This is a genomic window from Blautia sp. An249 (genome assembly GCF_002159835.1).
GTDB classification, from domain to species: Bacteria; Bacillota; Clostridia; order Lachnospirales; family Lachnospiraceae; genus Blautia_A; species Blautia_A avistercoris.
The window spans coordinates 185562-207065 of record NZ_NFJL01000003.1 but is presented as its reverse complement, the minus strand read 5'-3'; the positions used below and the strand labels follow the sequence as shown (position 1 = coordinate 207065).

Genomic DNA, 21504 nt, shown 5'->3' with positions numbered 1-21504 from the left:
TTTAAATTTTTATAAAATGGAGGGCAAAATAGAATGAGTAACGCAACACAAAGTTTAGCGGGCACAAGAATTACTTCTTTGCTTGACGAGAACAGTTTCGTTGAAATCGGCGGCCGTGTAACAGCGAGAAATACCGATTTTAATTTAACTGGAAAGAAACAGCCATCCGACGGTGTCATCACCGGATATGGCGTAATTGATGGAAATTTAGTGTATGTATACAGCCAGGATGTTTCTGTGTTAAATGGAACCGTCGGAGAAATGCATGCCAGAAAGATTTCCAATCTTTACGACTTGGCGCTGAAAACAGGAGCACCGGTAATTGGCCTTTTGGATTGTGCCGGAATTCGTCTGGAGGAAGCAACGGATGCACTCCATGCATTTGGAGAAATTTATATGAAGCAGACTATGGCTTCCGGAGTAATCCCTCAGATTACGGGAATTTTCGGAACCTGCGGAGGCGGTATGGCATTCTTTCCTGCACTGACAGACTTTACATTCCTGGCTGAAGGAAAAGGCAAACTGTTTGTCAACACTCCAAATGCGCTTGCAGGCAATGAAGTTTCCAAATGCGATACAGCTTCAGCAAAATTCCAGAGTGAAGAGACAGGTCTGGTAGACGCAGTGGGAACAGAAGAAGAGGTTCTTGGAAAAATCCGCGAACTTGTCTGCCTTCTTCCTTCAAATAACGAAGACAATGATTCCTATGAAGAATGCAATGACGACTTGAACAGAAGCTGCGAGGCAATGGAAGCCTGTGCAACAGATACAGGACTGGCTCTGGCTCAGATTGCAGACGGACAGGATTTCTTTGAAATTAAAGCAGATTACGGAAAAGATATGGCAGTTGGTTTCCTCCGCTTAAACGGCGTAACCGTGGGAGCCATTGCAAACAGAAGTGAAATTTATAATGAAGACGGAGAAAAGGTAGAATCCTTTGATACGGTTATTTCTTCCAGAGGAGCGAGAAAAGCGGCAGCCCTTGTTAAATTCTGCGACGCATTCTCCATTCCGGTACTTACCCTTACAAATGTTACAGGCTTTGCCGCTACGAAATGTGCAGAAAAGACTATGGCGAAGGCTGTCGGAGAAATGATTCATGCATTTGCAGACGCTACCGTGCCAAAAGTAAATGTAATCATTGGAAAGGCATATGGAAATGCTTATGTGGCTATGAACAGCAAAGCAGTGGGAGCAGATATGGTATACGCCTGGCCGAACGCAGAGATTGGCATGATGGATGCCTCTCTTGCTGCAAAGATTATGTATCCTGATGCCGGCGCGGCAGATCTGACAGAAAAAGCACAGGAATATGCAGCGCTTCAGTCAAATGTGGATTCTGCAGCGGCAAGAGGATACGTGGATACCATTATTGCACCGGAAGACACCAGAAAATATGTCATTGGCGCTTTTGAAATGCTGTTCACAAAGAGAGAAGAACGTCCGAGCAAAAAACATGGTACGGTCTAAGCGAGGTGAAGCAGATGAAGCATAGAATGAAAAAAATAATGAGTATGCTGGTGATAGGAGTCAGCGTCCTTTCTCTGAGCGCATGTGCAGGACAGAAAGAAGATACAGAGAACAAAGGGGACGAACTGCTTTCCCAGCAGGCAGTAACAACCGCAGAGGGGCTTACTGATACCATTGTAGTTCTTACGGATGAAGAGATTGAAAGTTATAAAGAATCTACAGATGATTTTACCGTTCAGGCCATGGAAGCATGGGAAACTTCAAAGGAAGAGCTGGGCAGTTTCGTTTCTTCAGAAGAGGCTCAGGTAGAATATGACGATGAGGTTTATACTGTAACCATTCCCTCTGAATTTGAAAAAGCAGATGCGAACTTTGTTTATACATTTGATGAGACAGGAGTTCCCACAGGGATGAGTATGGACATTCAGTATTCTCTGGCTGTGAATATGCAGAGAGCAGCGCTGAATACAGTGATGGGGCTTGGAGTCGTATTTATCATGCTGATTTTCCTCAGCTTTGTCATTTCCCTGTTCCGGTTTGTTCCGAAGCTTCTGGATAAGAAGAGCAAAGAGACGGAGGAAGATTTAACTCCGGTAACTGTTCCGGCACAGGAGACTGCCGAAGCAGCCGAAGAGGAAGTTCAGGACGATACAGAACTGGTGGCAGTAATTGCAGCGGCGATTGCAGCAGCGGAAGGAACAAGTCCGGACGGATTCGTTGTTCGTTCCATTAAAAAAGTAAACCGAAAAAAATGGTAAAAGTATAATTTTAGGAGGATTTTAATATGAAAAGCTATACAATCACTGTAAATGGAGTCGCATATGATGTTACGGTAGAAGAAACAGGAGCCGCAGCAGGAGCAGTTTCCGCACCGAAAGCCGCACCAAAGGCAGCGCCGAAGGCCGCTCCGAAGCCGGCAGCCGCACCAAAGGCCGCAGCAGGAGCAGGCGCAGTGAAAGTTGCCGCATCTGTACCAGGAAAGGTATTAAAAGTAGAGGCATCTGTGGGACAGGCAGTAAAAGCAGGAGATAATATTGTAATTCTGGAATCTATGAAGATGGAAATCCCAGTTGTTGCTCCTCAGGACGGTACGATTGCAAGCATTGATGTTGCAGAAGGTGCCTCTGTTGAAAACGGAGATACTTTAGCAACAATGAACTAATACGGGAGGTAGTCAAATGACTTATGTAACAGAAACATTGTCTAACCTGATTCATCAGACTGCCTTTTTCAATCTGACCTGGGGCAACTATCTGATGATTGTGGTGGCATGTATATTCTTATATCTTGCGATTAAAAAGGGATTTGAGCCCCTTCTTCTGGTTCCGATCGCATTTGGTATGCTTTTGGTCAACATCTACCCGGACATTATGATTACTCCGGAAGAGGCATCCAACGGGGTAGGTGGACTTTTACATTATTTTTACCTGTTAGATGAATGGAGTATCCTTCCATCCCTTATTTTCATGGGTGTAGGTGCGATGACAGACTTCGGTCCTCTGATTGCCAACCCCAAAAGTTTCCTGATGGGCGCAGCCGCACAGCTTGGTATTTATGTGGCGTATTTCCTGGCAATCTTCATGGGATTCAACGGCAAGGCAGCCGCAGCGATTTCCATCATCGGAGGCGCCGATGGTCCGACTTCCATTTTCCTTGCAGGAAAACTGGGTCAGTCTGCCTTAATGGGACCGATTGCGGTGGCGGCATATTCTTATATGTCACTGGTTCCGATTATCCAGCCGCCGATCATGAAACTCTGCACAACAGAAAAAGAACGGAAAATTAAAATGGAACAGCTTCGTCCGGTTTCCAAACTGGAAAAAATCCTGTTCCCCATAGTAATTACCATCGTTGTATGTCTGATTCTTCCTACCACAGCACCTCTTGTAGGTATGCTGATGCTGGGTAACCTGTTCAGAGAAAGCGGTGTGGTAAAACAGCTGACAGAGACAGCGTCCAATGCAATGATGTATATCGTTGTTATCTTCCTTGGAACTTCTGTAGGCGCATCCACAAGTGCAGAAGCTTTCTTAAACCTGGATACTTTAAAAATCGTAGCCTTAGGTCTGGTTGCTTTCGCATTTGGTACCTTCGGCGGCGTTATGCTGGGTAAACTGATGTGCAAAATGTCCGGTGGTAAGATCAATCCTCTGATTGGTTCAGCCGGCGTATCTGCCGTGCCGATGGCAGCCCGTGTATCTCAGAAAGTCGGAGCGGAGGCGGATCCCACCAACTTCCTTCTGATGCACGCAATGGGACCAAACGTGGCGGGCGTTATTGGTACTGCCGTAGCAGCCGGAACATTTATGGCAATCTTTGGAGTATAAAAGGAGAAGAGAATTATGGCTGAAGTAAATAAAAAACCGATTAAAATTATGGAAACCATTCTGCGTGATGCACATCAGTCTCTGATCGCAACCAGAATGAGTACAGAACAGATGCTTCCCATCGTGGAAAAAATGGATAAAGTCGGCTACCATGCAGTAGAATGCTGGGGCGGAGCAACTTTTGACGCGTCCCTTCGTTTTCTGAAAGAAGATCCATGGGAAAGACTTCGTAAATTCCGCGACGGATTTAAAAACACAAAACTGCAGATGTTATTCCGCGGACAGAATATTCTGGGCTACCGTCCTTATGGAGATGACGTAGTAGAATACTTCGTACAGAAATCTGTGGCAAATGGAATTGACATTATCCGTATTTTTGACTGCTTAAACGATCTGAGAAACCTTCAGACTGCAGTTACCGCGGCAAATAAAGAAAAGGCACATGCTCAGGTTGCTCTTTCCTATACACTGGGAGATGCCTATACTCTGGAATACTGGACAAAAATGGCAAAACAGATTGAGGAAATGGGAGCAGATTCTATCTGTATTAAAGATATGGCAGGACTTCTTCTTCCTTATAAGGCTACCGAGCTGGTAAAAGCCTTAAAAGAAACGGTTAAGATTCCGATTGATCTGCATACTCATTATACATCCGGTGTGGCTTCCATGACTTATATGAAGGCAGTAGAAGCAGGAGTGGATATTATCGACACAGCAATGTCTCCATTCGCTCTGGGTACTTCACAGCCGGCTACAGAGGTTATGGTAGAAACATTCCGCGGAACTCCTTACGATACCGGATTCGATCAGAATCTGCTGGCAGAAATCGCAGATTACTTCCGTCCGATCCGTGATGACGCTCTGGATAGCGGACTTCTGAATCCGAAGAACCTGGGTGTGGATATTAAAACCTTACTGTATCAGGTTCCGGGCGGTATGCTTTCCAACCTGACTTCCCAGTTAAAAGAACAGCATGCAGAAGATAAGTTCTACGACGTGCTGGCAGAAGTTCCCCGTGTAAGAAAAGACTTGGGAGAGCCGCCGCTTGTTACTCCTTCTTCACAGATTGTTGGTACACAGGCTGTATTCAACGTTCTTATGGGAGAACGCTATAAGATGGTAACAAAGGAGACAAAAGACATTCTTCTTGGAAAATACGGCGCTACAGTAAAACCATTCGATAAAGAAGTACAGAAAAAATGTATTGGAGATCAGGAAGTTATTACCTGCCGTCCGGCAGACTTAATTGATGACGAGCTGCAGACTCTGGAAAGTGAAATGGCACAGTACAAGGAACAGGACGAAGACGTTCTTTCCTATGCTCTGTTCCCGCAGGTTGCAGTTGATTTCTTCAAGTATCGTCAGGCACAGGAAACAAAGATTGATGAGACAGTGGCAGACAAAGAAAACGGAGCTTATCCCGTTTAATTGTTCTGGCTGAATCATGGAAAAACAGCAGACGGGTCCGGAAATATACCGAACTGTCTGCTGTTTTTTTGAGACGGGAAGGGAGTTGGAAGTAAATAGTGAAGAAAGCAGATATATGGCAGATCACAATGGAGGAAGAGATGGAACAAATCCGTCTTACTTATGAGAATTTAGATAAGAGGGCCTTTATGCTGGCCGTGCAGATGATCTGCCGGGCAAGGCATATTTATATTATGGGTGTGCGGGATTCCATGCCGATGGCTGCCTTTTTGAGTTCCCAGTTAGCCCTTGTTTCCGACAATCTCCATTTTCTTAATTCCAGCGGAAGCAGGGAACTGCTGGAACAGATGCTCCACATTGGAGAAAGAGACGTAATCATTGGCATCAGCTTTCCTCCCTATTCCATACGTACCTTAAAAGCGCTGGAATTTGCAAGTGAACGCAAAGCTTCGGTAATTACCATTTCTGATGATGCAATGGCTCCCATACATTTGTATTCTTCCTGTAAATTAATCGCAGGAATTGGAGCGGCACAGACTCCCTACTCTCTGGCGGCGCCCATGAGTCTTATGTATCTGCTGGCACGGGAAATCTGCAGAAAAAAGAGAAAGAAAGTTGCCCGTACGCTGGAAGAGATGGAGTATGTAAGAGAGAAATATCAGGTATTTGACAGAGACGGAATGGATTTTTTTCCTTTCCCGAAGAAGGAGTAAAAGGATGTCTGAAATTATTATTATAGGAGGCGGAGCCGCCGGAATGATGGCGGCGGTATTTGCTGCCAAAAAGGGAAACCATGTACAGGTTTTTGAGAAAAATGAAAAACTGGGAAAAAAATTATATATTACAGGAAAAGGACGCTGTAATCTGACCAATGCCTGTGAAACAGAAGAGCTTTTTAACGCTGTGTGTCGAAATCCGAAATTTTTGTACAGCGCTTTTTATTCTTTTAACAGTCAGGATGTAATGGATTTTTTTGAAAAGGAAGCAGGTATTCCTCTGAAAACAGAGAGAGGGAACCGTGTTTTTCCCCGTTCCGATCATTCCTCGGATATTATCCGGGGACTGCAGAATCTGATGAAAAAATACGGCGTTACCGTGCATCTGAATACGGAGGTGGAGTCTCTGATTGCATCGGAAGAACGGGTCAGAGGAATCCGGATAAAAGAAGGGAAAAAAGAAATCCTCTGTGATCAGATAATCGTTGCAACGGGAGGTCTTTCCTATCCTTCCACAGGTTCTACCGGGGACGGATACCGTTTTGCCAAAAGCTGCGGCATGAAAGTTTCTCCCTGTTCCCCCTCGCTGGTACCCCTGGTTACGAAAGAGGACTATATACCGCAGATGCAGGGTCTGTCTCTGAAAAATGTATCGCTTACCATCTTTCGGGGGAATAAGAAAGTTTATCAGGACTTCGGAGAAATGATGTTTACCCATTATGGTGTGACAGGCCCCATGATTTTATCTGCCAGTGCCTATATCGGGGATCAGACGGAAAAGGGCGAACTGAAAGCAGAGCTTGATCTGAAACCGGCGCTGTCTCCGGAACAGCTTGATCAGAGGCTGTTAAGAGAGTTTGAAGGAAATAAAAACAAACAGTTGAAAAATGTGATTGGCGTTTTATTCCCGGCCTCTCTGACACCTGTATTTCTGGAACTGTGCGGAAGTTCTCCGGACAAAAAAATTCATGACATCTCCAGAGAAGAGAGAAGCCGTTTCATTCATCTGATGAAGCACTTTCCTTTTACCATTACCGGAAGAGGGGAGTTTAAAGAAGCCATCATTACCAGAGGAGGCGTATCAGTAAAAGAAGTGAATCCTCATACTATGGAATCCAGGAAGGTACAGGGGCTGTACTTCATCGGCGAAGTGCTGGACTTAGATGCTGTGACAGGTGGATTCAACCTCCAGATCGCCTGGTCCACCGCTTATCTGGCAGCTCAGGCGGCAGGAAACGAAAGGGAATAAAGGAACTTTTTCTTGTACATACGTTCCCTTTGGTATATACTATGGTCACAGGTGGGATAGTTTTGTCCTGAAAACCAGCGAGAAGGGAGTATTACAATGGGTATGAATATTGCAATCGACGGACCTGCAGGAGCGGGGAAGAGCACAATTGCAAGGAAAGTTGCAGAAAAACTATCGTTTTTATATGTGGATACAGGGGCCATGTACCGGGCAATTGCTGTTTACTTTCTGAGAAACGGGCTGGATCCGGAAAAAGAAGAAGATGTGAAACAGGTTTGTGAAAAAGCAGACATCTCCATTGCGTATAAGGAGAAAGAGCAGCGGATTTATCTGAATCAGGAAGATATAACAGGGCTTCTTCGGACGGAAGAAACCGGAAAAATGGCGTCGTTGAGTTCTGCACATCCTCTTGTACGTGAAAAACTGCTGGAAACCCAGAGAGAACTTGCAAGAAAGAATTCTGTTGTGATGGACGGCCGGGATATTGGTACAAAAGTGCTGCCGGAAGCGGAGGTTAAGATCTATCTGACCGCCAGCGTTCACACCCGGGCGCTGCGCCGTTATCAGGAGCTTAAGGAAAAGGGAATTGACTGTCAGCTTTCTGAAATAGAAAAAGATATCGAAGACAGAGACTACAGGGACATGAACCGTCCGGTCTCCCCCCTGCGTCAGGCGGAGGATGCAGTTCTGGTGGACTCTTCAGAGATGACGATTCCTCAGGTTTTAGATAAAATTCTGGAAATCTGTAAAGAAAAAGTCGGATAAGGAGCTGGAAATGAGAGTAATTACAGCAGATTCCGCAGGTTTTTGTTTCGGAGTAAAACGGGCGGTAAATACCGTATACGAGCTGACAGAATCCTGCGATACTCCCATATATACTCTGGGACCTATTATTCATAACGAAGAAGTGGTCTCTGATCTGGAAAAAAAGGGAGTCAGAGTTATTGAAAAGGAAGAGGAACTGAAAAAGATTACAGAGGGAACCGTTGTAATTCGTTCTCACGGAGTGGGAAAGAAGGTGTACCGGCAACTGGAAGAACAGGGACTTTCCTATGTGGATGCAACCTGTCCCTTTGTTTTGAAAATTCACCGGATTGTGGAGGAGGAAAGTCAGAAGGGAAAGCAGATTATTATTGTGGGAGATCCCAGCCATCCGGAGGTGCAGGGAATCTGTGGCTGGTGTTTTTCCTCCTGTACGGTAATTCGAAACAAAGAGGAGGCCCAAAATCTGGAACTGAAAGAGGGCGTTTCTTTTTGTATTGTTTCTCAGACGACATTTAATTACAACAATTTTAAAGATATAGTTGAAATTCTAAGGAAAAAGAGTTATGATAATAATGTTTTAAATACGATTTGCAATGCGACTGAGCAGAGACAGAAGGAAGCAAAAGCAATCGCTGAGAAGGTGGATACGATGCTGGTAATCGGCGGAAGAAACAGTTCCAACACTCAGAAATTATTTGAAATATGTAAAAATGAATGTGACAATACTTACCACATACAGACACTTGTTGACTTGGATTCTGAAATGTTCCAATCCAGTAGTTGTGTAGGTATTACAGCAGGGGCGTCAACCCCAAAGAAAATTATTGAGGAGGTTCAAGAACATGTCAGAATTAAGTTTTGAACAGATGCTAGAGGATTCGGTGAAGACCATCAGAAACGGAGAAATTGTAGAAGGAACCGTCATTGATGTAAAGGAAGATGAAATCATTTTAAATATTGGTTATAAAGCAGACGGAATCATTACAAAAAGCGAGTACTCCAACGACCAGAACCTGGTACTTGCAGACTGCGTTCATCCGGGAGATACCATGGAAGCGAAAGTTCTCAAGGTAAACGACGGAGAAGGACAGGTTCTGCTGACCTATAAGAGACTGGCGGCAGAGAAAGGCAACAAACGTCTGGAAGAAGCCTTTGAAAACCAGGAAGTATTAAAAGCTCCTGTAAAACAGGTATTAGACGGCGGTCTGAGCGTTGTTGTCGAGGAAGCCAGAGTATTTATTCCGGCCAGCCTGGTATCTGACGTATATGAGAAAGATTTATCAAAATACGCAAATCAGGAAATTGAATTCGTGATTACAGAGTTTAATCCGCGCAGAAGAAGAATCATCGGTAACCGCAAACAGCTTTTAGTAGCAGAAAAAGAAGCAAAACAGAAAGAATTAATGGAACGTATCCATGCCGGCGATACCGTTGAAGGCGTTGTTAAGAATATTACCGATTTCGGTGTATTTATTGATCTGGGCGGTGCAGACGGACTTCTGCATATTTCAGAAATGTCCTGGGGAAGAGTAGACAATCCGAGAAATCTCTTCAAAGTAGGGGACAATGTAAAAGTCTTAATCAAAGAGATTAACGGCGATAAAATTGCTTTAAGCCTGAAATTCCCGGAAGAGAATCCATGGCTGACAGCAGCAGAGAAATTCGCTGCAGGCAATGTGGTAACAGGAAAAGTTGCCCGTATGACAGACTTCGGCGCTTTCGTAGAACTTGCTCCGGGCGTGGACGCACTTCTTCACGTTTCCCAGATTTCCAGAGAACACGTGGAAAAACCGGCAGATGTATTATCTATCGGCCAGGAAATCGAAGCAAAAGTGGTTGATTTCAACGGAGAAGAAAAGAAAATCAGCTTAAGTATGAAAGCTCTGGAACCGGCAAAAGAAGAAGCTGCTCCGGAACAGGAAGAAGCTGCAGACGAAGAATAAAAACAAAAGAAAGGCCCGAAAGGCCTGAGAGATGTCCCTCAAAGCAGAGGTGAAAGATTCTGCTTTGGGGGATTTTATTTTGTAATAGGAAATCCGACGGATTTCCTTCAGGATTCAGGAAAGGTGTAAAATTCTGGAGAAAATATTGTGCCGGACATAGCGTTGAAGTTCTTCGCTGCTGCTTAGGAACTGTTCTGTACAGGGAAACCAGGTATAACAGTTTTGCACAGTGGCCGGAATACGCAGAGCAGGATCCAGATAAGAACCCAGGCTTTTATGAATTGCCGTATCTTCTCCGGGGAGATAGTAATAATTTTTATAATCAGAATAAAACTGCCGGAGATTTCCATTTTTCATTGTAATAGACAGACGAAGTGTTTTTTCCTGTCCGGTAAGGTAAAAGCCGTCTCCTCCATGGGAAAATAAAACCGGAAGGGGATATTTAAGATCCAGGGTAAGAAGCAGTTCCCGGTCGGTTGTATTTACCCTTTGGATTTGAAAATCACCCTCTAAAAACGCGCAGTAAGAAAGAAGAGGAGACAGGGAAAAGAGTCCTTCCAGGTCTTCCTGGTTGTGGCCCAAAAGGAGTTCCAAATCCTGGGAACAGGGATTTTTCCGGTAGGCTTTATAGAGAGAAATGCAGTCTTTTCCGCTGCAGTTTTTTCTGTGTTTATCCGGGTATAAAAAGGATTCCAGACTGACCTGGCGAAGCCGGGGCAGCTTTAATAATTCTTTCAGAGGTCTGGCTTTCAGGTAAAGATCCAGAGAATTTTTTCCGGAAAAACAGGTGGGAAGCTGATATTTGCGAAACCGGTATTCCAGAAAAGGAATGTCGAAACGGGAACCGTTAAAGTGAACATAAGTGGAATAGTCCCCGGCATAATCCAGAAATGTTTCCAGAAGTTCTGGCTCCTGGGAAGGATCTTCGCAGAACCACTGGCGGAGACAGGTACCGCTGTCTTTCTCATAAGAAAGGCAGCCGATAAGATATACCTGACAGTGTTCTTTTGCCAGACCGGTAGTCTCAATATCAAAAAACAAGGTGTTATCCCTGGTACAATTTTCAGATTTCCAGAAGTCCCAAAAGCTCTCTTTCGCTGACGGAAGGCTCAATATTTTTTTAACAATCATGATAATTTTTTACCTTTCTTAGATTGTTCTTAATTATATCCCAAAACTTTCAAAAAACATAGTGATTTTCTTAAAAAAAAGATGTATTATTAAATATATCCAAATAAAATACAATGAAATGTATTAAAAAGGCGAATGCTTATAAAACATAAAGGAGGGATTATATTATGGGAGTTTTGACCTTTAAAGGTGGAGTCCATCCATTTGAAGGGAAAGAACTATCGAAGGACAAACCGGTGCAGGAATATCTGCCTCATGGTGAGATGGTATATCTTTTATCTCAGCATATCGGCGCTCCGGCCAGTCCAATCGTAAAAAAGGGAGATCGGGTTTTAGCAGGGCAGAAAATCGCCGAAGCCGGCGGATTTGTCTCTGCACCTATCCATTCTTCTGTTTCCGGTACAGTGAAAAAAATAGAACCCCGTGTAACCGCACAGGGGGGCAAATGTGATGCGATTATTGTTGAAAATGACGGTCAGTACGAGGAAGTTTCTTATGAGCCGGTTACCGATCTGAATGCACTTACCAAGAAAGAAATTTTAGAACGGATTAAAGAAGGCGGAGTTGTGGGAATGGGCGGCGCCGGATTTCCCACCCATGTGAAACTTTCTCCGAAAGAACCGGAGAAAATAGAGTATGTTCTGGTCAACGGGGCGGAATGCGAACCTTATCTTACCAGTGATTACCGCAGAATGCTGGATGACGGGGAAAAAGTGGTGAAAGGTCTGGAAATCATGCTGAAGCTTTTTGATCATGCCCGGGGCTGTATCTGTATAGAAGATAACAAACCGGAATGTATCGCCAGAATGAAAGAACTGACTCAGAAAATGTCCCGTATTGAAGTAAAAGAACTGAAAACGAAATATCCTCAGGGCGGTGAGAGAACACTGATTTATGCGGTTACCGGCAGGGAAATAAATTCTTCTATGCTTCCTGCGGATGTGGGCTGTGTAGTAGATAATGTGGATACGGTAACAGCTATTTATGAAGCCGTTATGCTGGGACGTCCCGTAATGGACAGAATTGTTACTGTCACAGGCGACGGCATCGAGAATCCCGGGAATTTCCTGGTGAGAACAGGAACCAATGTCAGAGAGCTGATTGAAGCGGCAGGAGGACTGAAGGGTGATACCCAGAAAGTAATTTCCGGAGGTCCTATGATGGGATTTGCACTGTATCAGCTGGATGTACCCTGTGCGAAAACTTCTTCTTCCGTTCTCTGTCTTCAGGAGGATCCGGTGGCAAAAACAGAGGAAACTGCCTGCATTAACTGCGGCAGATGTGTTTCTGTCTGTCCCGGTCATGTCCTTCCTTCACGTCTGGCTACTTTTGCTATGCATGGAGATATGGACAGCTTCCAGAAATTTGACGGCATGGAGTGCTGCGAGTGCGGATGCTGCAGTTACATATGTCCTGCGAAACGGCCATTAACCCAGTCCATTAAATCTATGAGGAAAATGGTTCTGGCCATGCGGAAAAAGAAATAATAGGGAGGAAAGAGAGCATGAACGAGAAATTTCACGTGTCATCCAACCCTCATGTAAGGGATAAGATGACCACCAGCCGGATTATGCAGATGGTTGTCCTGGCTTTGCTTCCTGCAAGCATATTCGGCATTTATAATTTTGGACTGCGGGCGCTTCTGGTGATTCTCATATCCGTTGCAGCCAGCGTGGGAAGCGAATTTGTCTATGAGTATTTTATGCATAAAAAGATAACGGTGAAGGACTTCAGCGCCGTTGTAACCGGACTTCTTCTGGCTTTGAATATGCCCCCGCAGATTCCTCTTTGGATGCCGGCGCTGGGCAGCATCTTCGCTATTATTGTGGTAAAACAGCTTTTCGGAGGACTTGGCCAGAACTTTATGAACCCGGCTCTTGCAGGAAGATGTTTTCTGCTGATTTCCTTTACGGGTCCAATGACCAATTTCGCCACTACCGGAAAGAATATTGTGGATACGGTTTCCGGAGCAACGCCGCTGGCTGCTTTAAAAGCAGGCGAAGCAGTGGATGTTTCCAGTATGTTTCTGGGTAATATTAAAGGAACCATAGGAGAAACTTCTGTGATTGCCCTGCTGATCGGAGCTGTTTTCCTGCTGGCGATGAAGGTGATTGATCTTCGGGTTCCGCTGACTTACATAGGCAGTTTTTCCATTTTTATTCTTTTATATAAATTAGTCGGAAGCCATACTCTTGACTGGCAGTTTTTGCTGGCTCATCTGTGCGGCGGCGGTTTAATGCTGGGAGCCTGGTTTATGGCCACAGATTATGTGACGACCCCCATTACCAAAAAAGGGCAGCTTGTTTACGGATGTGTGCTTGGTATATTAACGGCGATTTTCCGTCTTTTCGGCGGTTCAGCGGAAGGCGTTTCTTACGCAATTATCTTCAGTAACCTTCTGGTTCCGCTGATCGAACGCGTAACACTTCCTACTGCATTCGGCAAAGGAGGTAAGAAGAAATGAAAAACACAATTATGAAAGACACCATTATTCTGACGGTTATCACCCTGGTTTCAGGATTCCTTTTAGGGCTTGTAAACCATATTACCGAGGAGCCCATTGCACATCAGCAGCAATTGGCAAAAGAAGAGGCTTATGCGGCAGTATTTGAGGAAGCGGACTCCTTTGAAGGGGTTTCTGTGGAAACGGATCTTCAGGAGTATGTAAACGCTCAGGGATATGAGGCCCAGACCATAGATGAAATTATGGAAGCAAAGGATGCTTCCGGGGAAACTCTGGGTTATGTCATGACTGTGACGTCCTCGGAAGGCTATGGAGGAGATATTCAGTTTGCCATGGGAGTACAGGAAGACGGAACCATGAACGGAATTTCCATTCTTTCCATCAGCGAGACAGCCGGACTGGGCATGAAGGCGGATACAGAGGAGTTTAAGTCTCAGTTCGCCGGCGTACAGACGGATGCTTTTGAATACACCAAGGACGGCGCCACCCAGGATAATCAAATCGATGCAATCAGCGGCGCTACCATTACGACCAATGCCATGACAAACGGCGTCAACGCCGGTCTTGCCGCGTTTGCATATGAGAAAGGAGGAACACAGTAATGGCGAAAACGAATTCTCCTGTGGAACGGTTACAGAACGGAATTATTAAAGAAAATCCCACATTTGTTTTAATGCTGGGTATGTGTCCTACCCTGGCAGTCACCACATCTGCCACAAACGGAATCGGTATGGGACTGACCACGACAGTTATCCTGGCAGCTTCCAATATGATGATTTCCATGCTTCGGAAAATCATTCCGGATAAAGTGCGTATGCCTGCATTCATTGTAATTGTTGCTTCTTTTGTTACCATCGTACAGTTTCTTCTGGAGGCGTTTATTCCTTCTTTATATGCGGCTCTGGGTATTTATATCCCGCTTATTGTAGTAAACTGTATTATTCTGGGACGTGCGGAAGCCTACGCTTCAAAGAATCCCGTGATTCCCTCCATCTTTGACGGAATCGGCATGGGTCTTGGATTTACTCTGAGTATTACCTGTATCGGCGCTGTCCGGGAATTATTAGGAGCAGGCCAGTTATTCGGCAAACAGCTTTTGCCTCTGGCAGACTCTGCCCAGGGAATCATGGGGTATGAGCCGATTACCATTTTTGTACTGGCTCCGGGTGCGTTCTTTGTTCTGGCTATGCTTTCTGCATTGCAGAATAAATTTAAACTGGGCGCGGCTAAAAGAGGAATTGATCCCAGTAACCCGGACAAATGTTCAGGAAGCTGTGTTTCCTGTCATAACAGTATGTGCAGCGGGAAAGGAGGAGAGAAGGCATGAAGGAATTATTAATGATTGGAATTGGAGCAGCCCTTGTAAACAACGTGGTTCTGAGCCAGTTTTTAGGACTGTGCCCCTTCCTTGGCGTTTCTAAAAAAATTAATACGGCAGCGGGTATGGGTGCAGCCGTTATTTTCGTTATCACCCTTTCTTCCTTTGTTACCAGTGTGATTTATTTACTGATACTGGAGCCTGCCGGTATGTCTTATCTGCAGACCATTGTATTTATTCTGATCATTGCGGCTTTGGTACAGTTTGTGGAAATGTTTTTAAAGAAATCCATGCCTGCCCTTTATAAGAGTCTGGGTGTTTACCTGCCTCTGATTACCACCAACTGCGCCGTACTGGGTGTGGCAATCATCAATGTTCAGGACAGCTATAATATTCTGGAAGGAACTATCAACGGACTGGCTACTGCAGTAGGTTTCACAATCTCCATTGTGATTATGGCAGGTATCCGGGAAAAAATCGAATACAATGATATTCCGAAAGCATTCCAGGGATTTCCGATCGTTTTGCTGACTGCAGGACTGATGGCTATTTCCTTTTTCGGATTTTCAGGATTAATTTAAGGAGGAGAACAGTATGACAGCGATTATCATTGCAACAGTGATTGTTGCAGGAACAGGCCTCTTTATCGGGATTTTCCTGGGAATTGCCGGCAAAAAGTTTGCCGTTGAAGTAGATGAACGGGAAATCGCCGTTCGGGAAATGCTGCCGGGAAATAACTGCGGCGGCTGCGGATATGCCGGCTGTGACGGTCTGGCGGCAGCTATTGCAAAGGGAGAGGCTCCCTGTAACGCCTGTCCGGTGGGCGGCGAACCAGTGGGGAAAGCCATTGCGGAAATTATGGGAGAAGAGCTGACAGAGACGGTCCGTCAGGTTGCATTTGTAAAATGTGCCGGAGACTGTGAGAAGACTCAGGAAACCTTTGATTATACAGGAGTGGAAGACTGTGAAATGATGGCTTTTGTTCCGGGAGGCGGAGCCAAAGGCTGTGTCTATGGATGTCTGGGATTTGGAAGCTGCGTTAAGGCATGTCCCTTTGATGCCATCCATATTGTAAACGGAATTGCCAAAGTGGATAAAGAACAGTGCAAAGCCTGCGGAAAATGCGTGGAAAAATGTCCGCGTCATTTGATTGAGCTGATTCCTTACGCACAGCAGACAAAGGTAGTATGTGCTTCCAGAGGAAAAGGAAAAGAGGTCACCGCAAATTGTGAGGTTGGCTGCATTGGCTGTAAGAAATGTGAGAAAACCTGTCCGAACGGCGCAGTAACCGTAACGGATTTCTGTGCCCACATTGATTATGAAAAATGTACAGACTGCGGGGCATGTAAAGAAGTATGCCCGCGTCAGGCTATTCAATAGTTTGCTTTTTTATACTTCCTGTGATATGATAGCGTCAGTATGTTCTGACGCTATTGTATTTCAGGAGAAAGTATGAAAAAGGCAGATAAACTTTTTTTGGCAGTTGTGGCCGGGATTTTTCTGGCCGCATCCTTTCTTTTTTTTCATTACAGACCCTCCGGCGGCGGATACATTCGAATTACTGTAGACGGAACGCTGTATGGAGAGTACTCTCTTAATGAAGATCAGACAATTTCCATTAATCAGACAAATATCTGTCAGATACAGGATCAGAAGGTTCGAATGATTGAAGCGGATTGTCCGGATCATTTATGTATGAAGCAGAAACCAGTGGGAAAAGACGGAGGTTCTATTATTTGTCTTCCCAATAAAGTAGTTATTGAGCTGGTTTCCCAGGGAGAAAAGTCGCCGGATCAGTTAGATGATGTGGCGTAGTTTGAAAATCAGATAAGGCAAAAACATGAATAAAAGACTTGCTTATTTAGGACTGTTTTCAGCAGTTGCCATGATACTGGGGTATGTGGATACGCTTCTTCCTGTTTTTCCCGTTCCGGGAATTAAACTGGGACTGGCGAATTTAGCCGTAATTCTGGCATTGTATTTCTATGGCCCCAAAGAGGCGCTGCTGGTTTCTTCTGTCCGTATTTTAACTTTGGGATTTTTATTTGGAAATTTATTTTCGATTGTATACAGCTTCTGCGGTGCGGTTTTAAGCCTGGGCGTTATGACCCTGTTAAAAAAGGTAAACCGGTTCAGTCTGGTGACAGTCAGCATTGCCGGAGGAATCAGCCACAATCTGGGACAGCTTGCAGCAGCCTCTCTGATCGTGGAAAATTTTCATTTGTTTTATTATTTTCCGGTGTATTTTATGGCCGGGTTCCTGACAGGTCTTGCCATTGGTGTGGCTGCCGATCAGGTAAAGAGACGGATAGGAGTAGAAAAATAGAATGTTAGCATATATTACAGGAGAGATTACAGAGATTACAGAGCATGGAATTATCCTTGATAATCAGGGAATGGGATATGAAATCGCCATGCCGGTTTCCCATCTGGACCGGGGAGGAAGACCCGGGAAAAAGGTAAAAGTACATACTTATTTTCATGTGCGGGAGGATGCGGTACAGCTCTATGGATTCTGGCAGAAAGACGAACTGGAGGTATTTAAACTGCTTCTGGGAGTAAATGGAATCGGTCCCAAAGCAGCCCTGGGGATTCTTTCCGGGCTAAGTGCGGATGAGCTGCGTTTTGCAGTTTTGTCCGATGATGTGAAAACCATTTCCAAAGCCCCCGGAGTGGGAAAGAAAACGGCACAGAAGCTGATTCTGGAATTAAAAGATAAGTTAAATCTCCGGGATGCTTTTGAACAGAAACTTGCAAATGAAGAGAAGGAACCAGAAAGAATGCAGATCAGCAATGCGAAGCAGGAGGCTGTGGAGGCATTAAGGGCACTGGGCTATGGGGGCGCAGACGCTCTCAGAGCCGTTCAGAAAGTCGATCATGCAGACACAATGGATGTGGAAACGTTGCTGAAGGCAGCGCTGAAGAATATGTAACGGAGTAGGGAAATGGAAAAACGAATCATTACTACGGATGTCACAGAAGAAGATTTGAAACTGGAGGGCAATCTGCGCCCGCAGCTTCTGGACGAATATATCGGACAGGAAAAAATCAAAAGCACCCTGAAAATTTATATCGAAGCGGCCAGACAGAGGGGAGATGCTCTGGATCATGTGCTGTTTTACGGCCCTCCGGGACTGGGAAAGACCACTCTGGCAGGAATTATTGCAAATGAAATGCAGGTGCATCTGAAGGTTACCAGCGGCCCAGCCATAGAAAAACCGGGAGAAATGGCAGCCATATTAAACAACCTCCAGGAGGGAGACGTACTGTTTGTAGATGAAATCCACCGTTTAAACAGACAGGTGGAGGAGGTTCTTTATCCCGCAATGGAGGATTTTGCCATTGATATAGTAATCGGGAAAGGAGCCTCTGCCCGTTCCATCCGTCTGGATCTGCCCCAGTTCACCCTGATCGGAGCTACAACCAGAGCCGGACTTCTGACAGCGCCCCTGCGGGATCGATTCGGAGTGATGCATCGCCTGGAATTTTATACCCGGGAAGAGCTTAAAACCATTGTACTGCGTTCTGCAGAAGTTTTAAATGTGGAAATTGAGGAAAGAGGAGCCGAAGAGATTGCCGGTCGTTCCAGGGGAACGCCCCGTCTTGCCAACCGTCTTTTAAAAAGAGTGCGGGATTTTGCTCAGGTGAAGTACGACGGAAAGATTACTTACGAAGTGGCTGTCTTTGCTCTGGATCTCCTGGAAGTGGATCAGCACGGACTGGATAAGAACGACCGGAAAATTCTGAAAACCCTTATCCTGAATTTTCAGGGCGGTCCTGTGGGGTTGGAAACCCTGGCGGCAGCAATCGGAGAAGATGCGGGAACACTGGAAGACGTCTATGAACCCTATCTTCTGCAAAACGGTTTTCTGAACCGCACGCCCAGGGGAAGAGTGGCCTCAGACCTGGCCTATTCACACCTTGGAATTACAAAACCGAAATAAAAGGTTGTCTTTTGACAAAATTCGATTATAATAGAAGTAAGATTGAGAAAGAACTTTAGGAGGCTTGTACTATGGCAGCAAAGAACACAGCACAAGTAATCATAGGTGGTAAGATTATTACGCTGGGGGGCTACGAATCAGAAGAATATTTTCAAAAAGTAGCGTCTTATATGAATGGAAAAATAGCAGAATTAAGTGAGATGCCCGGATATTCCCGGCAGCCCATGGAAACGAAACACACATTATTAAGTTTAAATATTACGGACGATTATTTTAAAGCCAAAAGGCAGGCCGAGATTTACGAACAGGATTTGCAGCAGAAAGATCAGGAAATGTATGATTTAAAACATGAATTGATTTCCCTGCAGGTGCAGATTGAGGCGTCACAGAAACAACTGAATCAGGAAGAAGAAGAGAAAAACAGCCTCCGTGCCAGAATCAGCGAACTGGAAAAGGAACTGGACGAAATGCTGCAGGATTAAAATATACATAGTGGAAGGGATTGCTTCGGTAATCCCTTTGTTTTATCTTTGGAAAAAGAAAGGACGGAAAAGGGGTATGATAGAACTGTTAGCGCCCGCCGGCTCTTACGAAAGTTTCCTCGGCGCCATTTACGCAGGCGCAGATGCTGTCTATGCAGGAGGAGAGAAATTCGGGGCCAGAGCCTATGCACAGAATTTCAGAGAAGAAGAGCTCCTTGCTGCTATCGATGAAGCCCATATTTATGGTAAAAAACTTTATCTGACAGTAAATACGCTTTTGAAAAATCAGGAAATGGAAAAACTCTTATATGAATACCTGGCTCCTTTTTATGAACGGGGGCTGGATGGTGTGATTGTTCAGGATCTCGGGGTACTGCGTTTTATCCGCAGGAATTTTCCCGGTCTGCCTCTTCACGCCAGCACCCAGATGACGGTAACCGGCATTCATTCGGTAAAGCTTTTGGAAGAGGAAGGAGCCAGCCGGGTGGTGCCGGCCAGAGAACTGTCTCTGAAGGAATTAAAGGCAATCCATCGGGCCAGTCCCCTGGAACTGGAGGTGTTTATACACGGGGCCCTTTGTTACTGCTACTCGGGCCAGTGTCTCTTCAGCAGCATTCTGGGAGGCAGAAGCGGAAACCGGGGGCGCTGTGCCCAGCCCTGCCGGCTTCCCTACCAGCCTTCCCGGGATGGAAAAACCTATAAAAAGAGCACCCATCTTTTAAGTCCCAAAGATTTATGCGCTCTGAAACTGCTGCCTGAAATTATACAGGCAGGATGTTCTTCTTTCAAAATTGAAGGAAGAATGAAGCAGGCAGCCTATACCTCGGGAGTGGTTTCCGTCTACAGAAAATATCTGGATCGGTATCTGGAACTGGAAAGACAGTTTCAGGGAAAACCGGATCAGGAAGAACTGATAAAAGCGGCCTATCAGACGGAAGAAGAGGATGAAAGGCTTCTGCAGGAGCTTTTCAGCCGGGGAGGCTTTAACCAGGGGTATTATAAACAGCATAACGGTCCCTGGATGATGGCCTTTGAAAATGAAAAAAAGACAACCAGAGAGACTTTTGAGATTAGAAAGAAACAAGAAAAAATTAAGGGAAATTTAATACTCTTTTCGGAAAGTCCTGCTATACTAGAGGTATCTTTCGGGAAAAATCAGGTGACCCTTACAGACGGACTGGTGCAAAAGGCGCAGAAACAGCCGGTGACCAGGGAGCGGATTCTGGAACAGATGAATAAACTGGGCAACACGCCTTTTTGCTTTGAAGAATTCCATCTGGAAATGGATGAGAATATTTTCATCCCCATGAAGGTGCTCTCCCGTATGAGAAGAGAAGCCCTGGAGCAGTTACAGGAGCAGATTCTCTCCTCTTATCGGAGAATTCTTCCTGTCAGAGAAGAGCATCAGAAACTATCCGGAAACCAGTCTGTACCAAAGACCAGGGTATCTTCCCTGCCGCTGTATGCAAGCTGTGAAACCAGGGAGCAGTTTGCGGCCTGTCTAAAGTGCCGGGAGCTGGCAGGAATTTACGGTCCGCTCTCCTGTATAGAAGAAGCCCTGGAAAAGGGCGTTCATAATGAAAAAGAGCTGTATCTGCTGCTTCCCAGAATAGTAAGGGGAGAAATTCCCACTGAGATTCTCAGCCGTATGGAAAAAGCTCTGGAGAAGGGGGCAAAAGGATTTTACGTATCTTCTCTGGAAGCCTTTGGCGCCCTTTGGGAAAGGGGATGGAGTTCTTACTGTGTAATGGATCCTTCTCTGTATACCTGGAACCGGGAGGCACAGGTATTTTTTGGGGAGAAATCCGTTCTCCGTGACGGTGTTCCCCTGGAACTGAATTACAAAGAGCTGCTTCACCGGGATAACCACAGCAGTGAGCTTATGATTTACGGGTATCTGCCCCTGATGGTTTCCGCTCAGTGTGTCCGGAAGAACCTGTACCGGTGCACCAGGGAAGGCGGCCGGGTTTATATGAAAGACCGGAAGGGAAAAAAGTTTCCCGTTGTCTGTGTCTGCGATCCCTGGCAGAATGGGGAAAATCAAAAGTGTTATAACGTGATTTACAACCATCTGCCGTATGGCCTTCTGGCAGAATGGAAACAGGCAGAGAACCTTCAGCCGGCATCTCTTCGGATGGCTTTTACAGTGGAAAACCAGGCGGAAGTAAAAAAAGTTTTAAAAGATTTTACAGATACTTATAAGTATGAGACAGAACCCCCGGCCCGCGATTTTACAAAAGGGCATTTCAAACGGGGAGTAGAGTAGG

23 protein-coding genes are annotated in these 21504 nt (G+C 45.3%); 22 read left to right on the top strand and 1 reads right to left on the bottom strand.

Annotation, left to right across the window (positions count from 1 at the left end):
- Positions 1-33 precede the first annotated feature (33 nt).
- The 10 genes from B5F53_RS04925 (at position 34) to rpsA (ending at position 9898) form a co-directional block, all read left to right on the top strand.
- On the top strand, positions 34-1470 hold the full coding sequence (locus tag B5F53_RS04925) for an acyl-CoA carboxylase subunit beta (protein WP_087220629.1): 1437 nt from the start codon (positions 34-36) through the stop codon (positions 1468-1470).
- Between the two features lie 14 nt (positions 1471-1484).
- Complete coding sequence (locus B5F53_RS04920; protein WP_242970246.1) at positions 1485-2228, top strand: OadG family transporter subunit; 744 nt, start codon at positions 1485-1487, stop codon at positions 2226-2228.
- Positions 2229-2254: 26 nt separating this feature from the next.
- A complete protein-coding gene (locus tag B5F53_RS04915; protein ID WP_087220626.1) occupies positions 2255-2632 on the top strand; it encodes a biotin/lipoyl-binding carrier protein in 378 nt (125 codons plus the stop codon).
- A 16-nt stretch (positions 2633-2648) separates the two neighbouring features.
- Positions 2649-3797 carry a sodium ion-translocating decarboxylase subunit beta gene (locus B5F53_RS04910; protein ID WP_087220623.1) on the top strand — a complete coding sequence of 383 codons (1149 nt, stop codon included), beginning with the start codon at positions 2649-2651 and terminating at the stop codon, positions 3795-3797.
- A gap of 15 nt (positions 3798-3812) precedes the next feature.
- Positions 3813-5225, top strand: coding sequence for an oxaloacetate decarboxylase subunit alpha (locus B5F53_RS04905; RefSeq protein ID WP_087220620.1), 1413 nt, complete (start codon positions 3813-3815; stop codon positions 5223-5225).
- Between the two features lie 98 nt (positions 5226-5323).
- Positions 5324-5938, top strand: a complete 615-nt coding sequence (locus B5F53_RS04900) for a MurR/RpiR family transcriptional regulator (protein WP_087220617.1) — start codon at positions 5324-5326, stop codon at positions 5936-5938.
- 4 nt (positions 5939-5942) lie between these two features.
- A complete protein-coding gene (locus tag B5F53_RS04895; protein ID WP_087220614.1) occupies positions 5943-7190 on the top strand; it encodes an NAD(P)/FAD-dependent oxidoreductase in 1248 nt (415 codons plus the stop codon).
- A 96-nt stretch (positions 7191-7286) separates the two neighbouring features.
- On the top strand, positions 7287-7955 hold the full coding sequence (gene cmk / locus B5F53_RS04890; protein ID WP_087220610.1) for a (d)CMP kinase: 669 nt from the start codon (positions 7287-7289) through the stop codon (positions 7953-7955).
- Positions 7956-7965: 10 nt separating this feature from the next.
- The gene (ispH, locus tag B5F53_RS04885; protein ID WP_087220607.1) at positions 7966-8817 is read left to right on the top strand and encodes a 4-hydroxy-3-methylbut-2-enyl diphosphate reductase; all 852 of its coding nucleotides are present in this window, start codon (positions 7966-7968) and stop codon (positions 8815-8817) included.
- Positions 8798-9898 (top strand): 30S ribosomal protein S1, encoded by a 1101-nt coding sequence (gene rpsA / locus B5F53_RS04880; protein ID WP_087220604.1) that lies wholly within the window; start codon positions 8798-8800, stop codon positions 9896-9898. Before ispH ends, rpsA begins: the two co-directional genes overlap by 20 nt.
- Before the next feature lie 114 nt (positions 9899-10012).
- On the opposite strand, the gene B5F53_RS04875 is transcribed toward rpsA, so the two are convergent.
- Positions 10013-11029 (bottom strand): ribonuclease H-like domain-containing protein, encoded by a 1017-nt coding sequence (locus B5F53_RS04875; RefSeq protein ID WP_087220601.1) that lies wholly within the window; start codon positions 11027-11029, stop codon positions 10013-10015.
- Positions 11030-11196: 167 nt separating this feature from the next.
- On the opposite strand from B5F53_RS04875, the gene rsxC reads away from it, so the two are divergent.
- The 12 genes from rsxC (at position 11197) to B5F53_RS04815 (ending at position 21503) form a co-directional block, all read left to right on the top strand.
- A complete protein-coding gene (gene rsxC / locus B5F53_RS04870) occupies positions 11197-12516 on the top strand; it encodes an electron transport complex subunit RsxC (RefSeq protein ID WP_087220598.1) in 1320 nt (439 codons plus the stop codon).
- A 17-nt stretch (positions 12517-12533) separates the two neighbouring features.
- Complete coding sequence (locus tag B5F53_RS04865; protein WP_087220595.1) at positions 12534-13493, top strand: RnfABCDGE type electron transport complex subunit D; 960 nt, start codon at positions 12534-12536, stop codon at positions 13491-13493.
- Positions 13490-14095: an RnfABCDGE type electron transport complex subunit G gene (locus B5F53_RS04860; RefSeq protein WP_087220592.1), complete on the top strand. Its 606-nt coding sequence runs from the start codon at positions 13490-13492 to the stop codon at positions 14093-14095. The genes B5F53_RS04865 and B5F53_RS04860 overlap by 4 nt, the downstream gene beginning before the upstream one ends.
- Positions 14095-14820 carry an electron transport complex subunit RsxE gene (gene rsxE, locus B5F53_RS04855; RefSeq protein WP_087220589.1) on the top strand — a complete coding sequence of 242 codons (726 nt, stop codon included), beginning with the start codon at positions 14095-14097 and terminating at the stop codon, positions 14818-14820. Before B5F53_RS04860 ends, rsxE begins: the two co-directional genes overlap by 1 nt.
- On the top strand, positions 14817-15392 hold the full coding sequence (locus B5F53_RS04850; protein WP_087220586.1) for an electron transport complex protein RnfA: 576 nt from the start codon (positions 14817-14819) through the stop codon (positions 15390-15392). The genes rsxE and B5F53_RS04850 overlap by 4 nt, the downstream gene beginning before the upstream one ends.
- Before the next feature lie 13 nt (positions 15393-15405).
- On the top strand, positions 15406-16191 hold the full coding sequence (locus tag B5F53_RS04845; RefSeq protein WP_087220583.1) for an RnfABCDGE type electron transport complex subunit B: 786 nt from the start codon (positions 15406-15408) through the stop codon (positions 16189-16191).
- 72 nt (positions 16192-16263) lie between these two features.
- A complete protein-coding gene (locus tag B5F53_RS04840) occupies positions 16264-16626 on the top strand; it encodes a NusG domain II-containing protein (RefSeq protein WP_087220580.1) in 363 nt (120 codons plus the stop codon).
- A gap of 25 nt (positions 16627-16651) precedes the next feature.
- Complete coding sequence (locus B5F53_RS04835; protein ID WP_087220578.1) at positions 16652-17137, top strand: Gx transporter family protein; 486 nt, start codon at positions 16652-16654, stop codon at positions 17135-17137.
- A 1-nt stretch (position 17138) separates the two neighbouring features.
- Positions 17139-17744, top strand: coding sequence for a Holliday junction branch migration protein RuvA (gene ruvA, locus B5F53_RS04830; protein WP_087220574.1), 606 nt, complete (start codon positions 17139-17141; stop codon positions 17742-17744).
- A 12-nt stretch (positions 17745-17756) separates the two neighbouring features.
- The gene (gene ruvB, locus B5F53_RS04825; protein WP_087220572.1) at positions 17757-18755 is read left to right on the top strand and encodes a Holliday junction branch migration DNA helicase RuvB; all 999 of its coding nucleotides are present in this window, start codon (positions 17757-17759) and stop codon (positions 18753-18755) included.
- A gap of 71 nt (positions 18756-18826) precedes the next feature.
- Positions 18827-19237 carry a cell division protein ZapA gene (gene zapA, locus B5F53_RS04820; RefSeq protein ID WP_087220569.1) on the top strand — a complete coding sequence of 137 codons (411 nt, stop codon included), beginning with the start codon at positions 18827-18829 and terminating at the stop codon, positions 19235-19237.
- 76 nt (positions 19238-19313) lie between these two features.
- Positions 19314-21503 (top strand): peptidase U32 family protein, encoded by a 2190-nt coding sequence (locus B5F53_RS04815; protein WP_087220774.1) that lies wholly within the window; start codon positions 19314-19316, stop codon positions 21501-21503.
- Position 21504 lies beyond the last annotated feature (1 nt).

What these genes read in the sequence shown, in the direction of transcription:
- B5F53_RS04845 (WP_087220583.1), top strand. Translation starts at nt 15,406, where the DNA reads ATGACAGCGATTATCATTGCAACAGTGATTGTTGCAGGAACAGGCCTC.
- B5F53_RS04875 (WP_087220601.1), bottom strand. Translation starts at nt 11,029, where the DNA reads ATGATTGTTAAAAAAATATTGAGCCTTCCGTCAGCGAAAGAGAGCTTT.
- ruvA (WP_087220574.1), top strand. Translation starts at nt 17,139, where the DNA reads ATGTTAGCATATATTACAGGAGAGATTACAGAGATTACAGAGCATGGA.
- B5F53_RS04915 (WP_087220626.1), top strand. Translation starts at nt 2,255, where the DNA reads ATGAAAAGCTATACAATCACTGTAAATGGAGTCGCATATGATGTTACG.
- B5F53_RS04925 (WP_087220629.1), top strand. Translation starts at nt 34, where the DNA reads ATGAGTAACGCAACACAAAGTTTAGCGGGCACAAGAATTACTTCTTTG.
- rpsA (WP_087220604.1), top strand. Translation starts at nt 8,798, where the DNA reads ATGTCAGAATTAAGTTTTGAACAGATGCTAGAGGATTCGGTGAAGACC.
- B5F53_RS04910 (WP_087220623.1), top strand. Translation starts at nt 2,649, where the DNA reads ATGACTTATGTAACAGAAACATTGTCTAACCTGATTCATCAGACTGCC.
- B5F53_RS04840 (WP_087220580.1), top strand. Translation starts at nt 16,264, where the DNA reads ATGAAAAAGGCAGATAAACTTTTTTTGGCAGTTGTGGCCGGGATTTTT.
- B5F53_RS04920 (WP_242970246.1), top strand. Translation starts at nt 1,485, where the DNA reads ATGAAGCATAGAATGAAAAAAATAATGAGTATGCTGGTGATAGGAGTC.
- rsxC (WP_087220598.1), top strand. Translation starts at nt 11,197, where the DNA reads ATGGGAGTTTTGACCTTTAAAGGTGGAGTCCATCCATTTGAAGGGAAA.
- B5F53_RS04860 (WP_087220592.1), top strand. Translation starts at nt 13,490, where the DNA reads ATGAAAAACACAATTATGAAAGACACCATTATTCTGACGGTTATCACC.
- B5F53_RS04895 (WP_087220614.1), top strand. Translation starts at nt 5,943, where the DNA reads ATGTCTGAAATTATTATTATAGGAGGCGGAGCCGCCGGAATGATGGCG.
- cmk (WP_087220610.1), top strand. Translation starts at nt 7,287, where the DNA reads ATGGGTATGAATATTGCAATCGACGGACCTGCAGGAGCGGGGAAGAGC.
- rsxE (WP_087220589.1), top strand. Translation starts at nt 14,095, where the DNA reads ATGGCGAAAACGAATTCTCCTGTGGAACGGTTACAGAACGGAATTATT.
- zapA (WP_087220569.1), top strand. Translation starts at nt 18,827, where the DNA reads ATGGCAGCAAAGAACACAGCACAAGTAATCATAGGTGGTAAGATTATT.
- ruvB (WP_087220572.1), top strand. Translation starts at nt 17,757, where the DNA reads ATGGAAAAACGAATCATTACTACGGATGTCACAGAAGAAGATTTGAAA.
- B5F53_RS04835 (WP_087220578.1), top strand. Translation starts at nt 16,652, where the DNA reads ATGAATAAAAGACTTGCTTATTTAGGACTGTTTTCAGCAGTTGCCATG.
- B5F53_RS04850 (WP_087220586.1), top strand. Translation starts at nt 14,817, where the DNA reads ATGAAGGAATTATTAATGATTGGAATTGGAGCAGCCCTTGTAAACAAC.
- B5F53_RS04905 (WP_087220620.1), top strand. Translation starts at nt 3,813, where the DNA reads ATGGCTGAAGTAAATAAAAAACCGATTAAAATTATGGAAACCATTCTG.
- ispH (WP_087220607.1), top strand. Translation starts at nt 7,966, where the DNA reads ATGAGAGTAATTACAGCAGATTCCGCAGGTTTTTGTTTCGGAGTAAAA.
- B5F53_RS04865 (WP_087220595.1), top strand. Translation starts at nt 12,534, where the DNA reads ATGAACGAGAAATTTCACGTGTCATCCAACCCTCATGTAAGGGATAAG.
- B5F53_RS04815 (WP_087220774.1), top strand. Translation starts at nt 19,314, where the DNA reads ATGATAGAACTGTTAGCGCCCGCCGGCTCTTACGAAAGTTTCCTCGGC.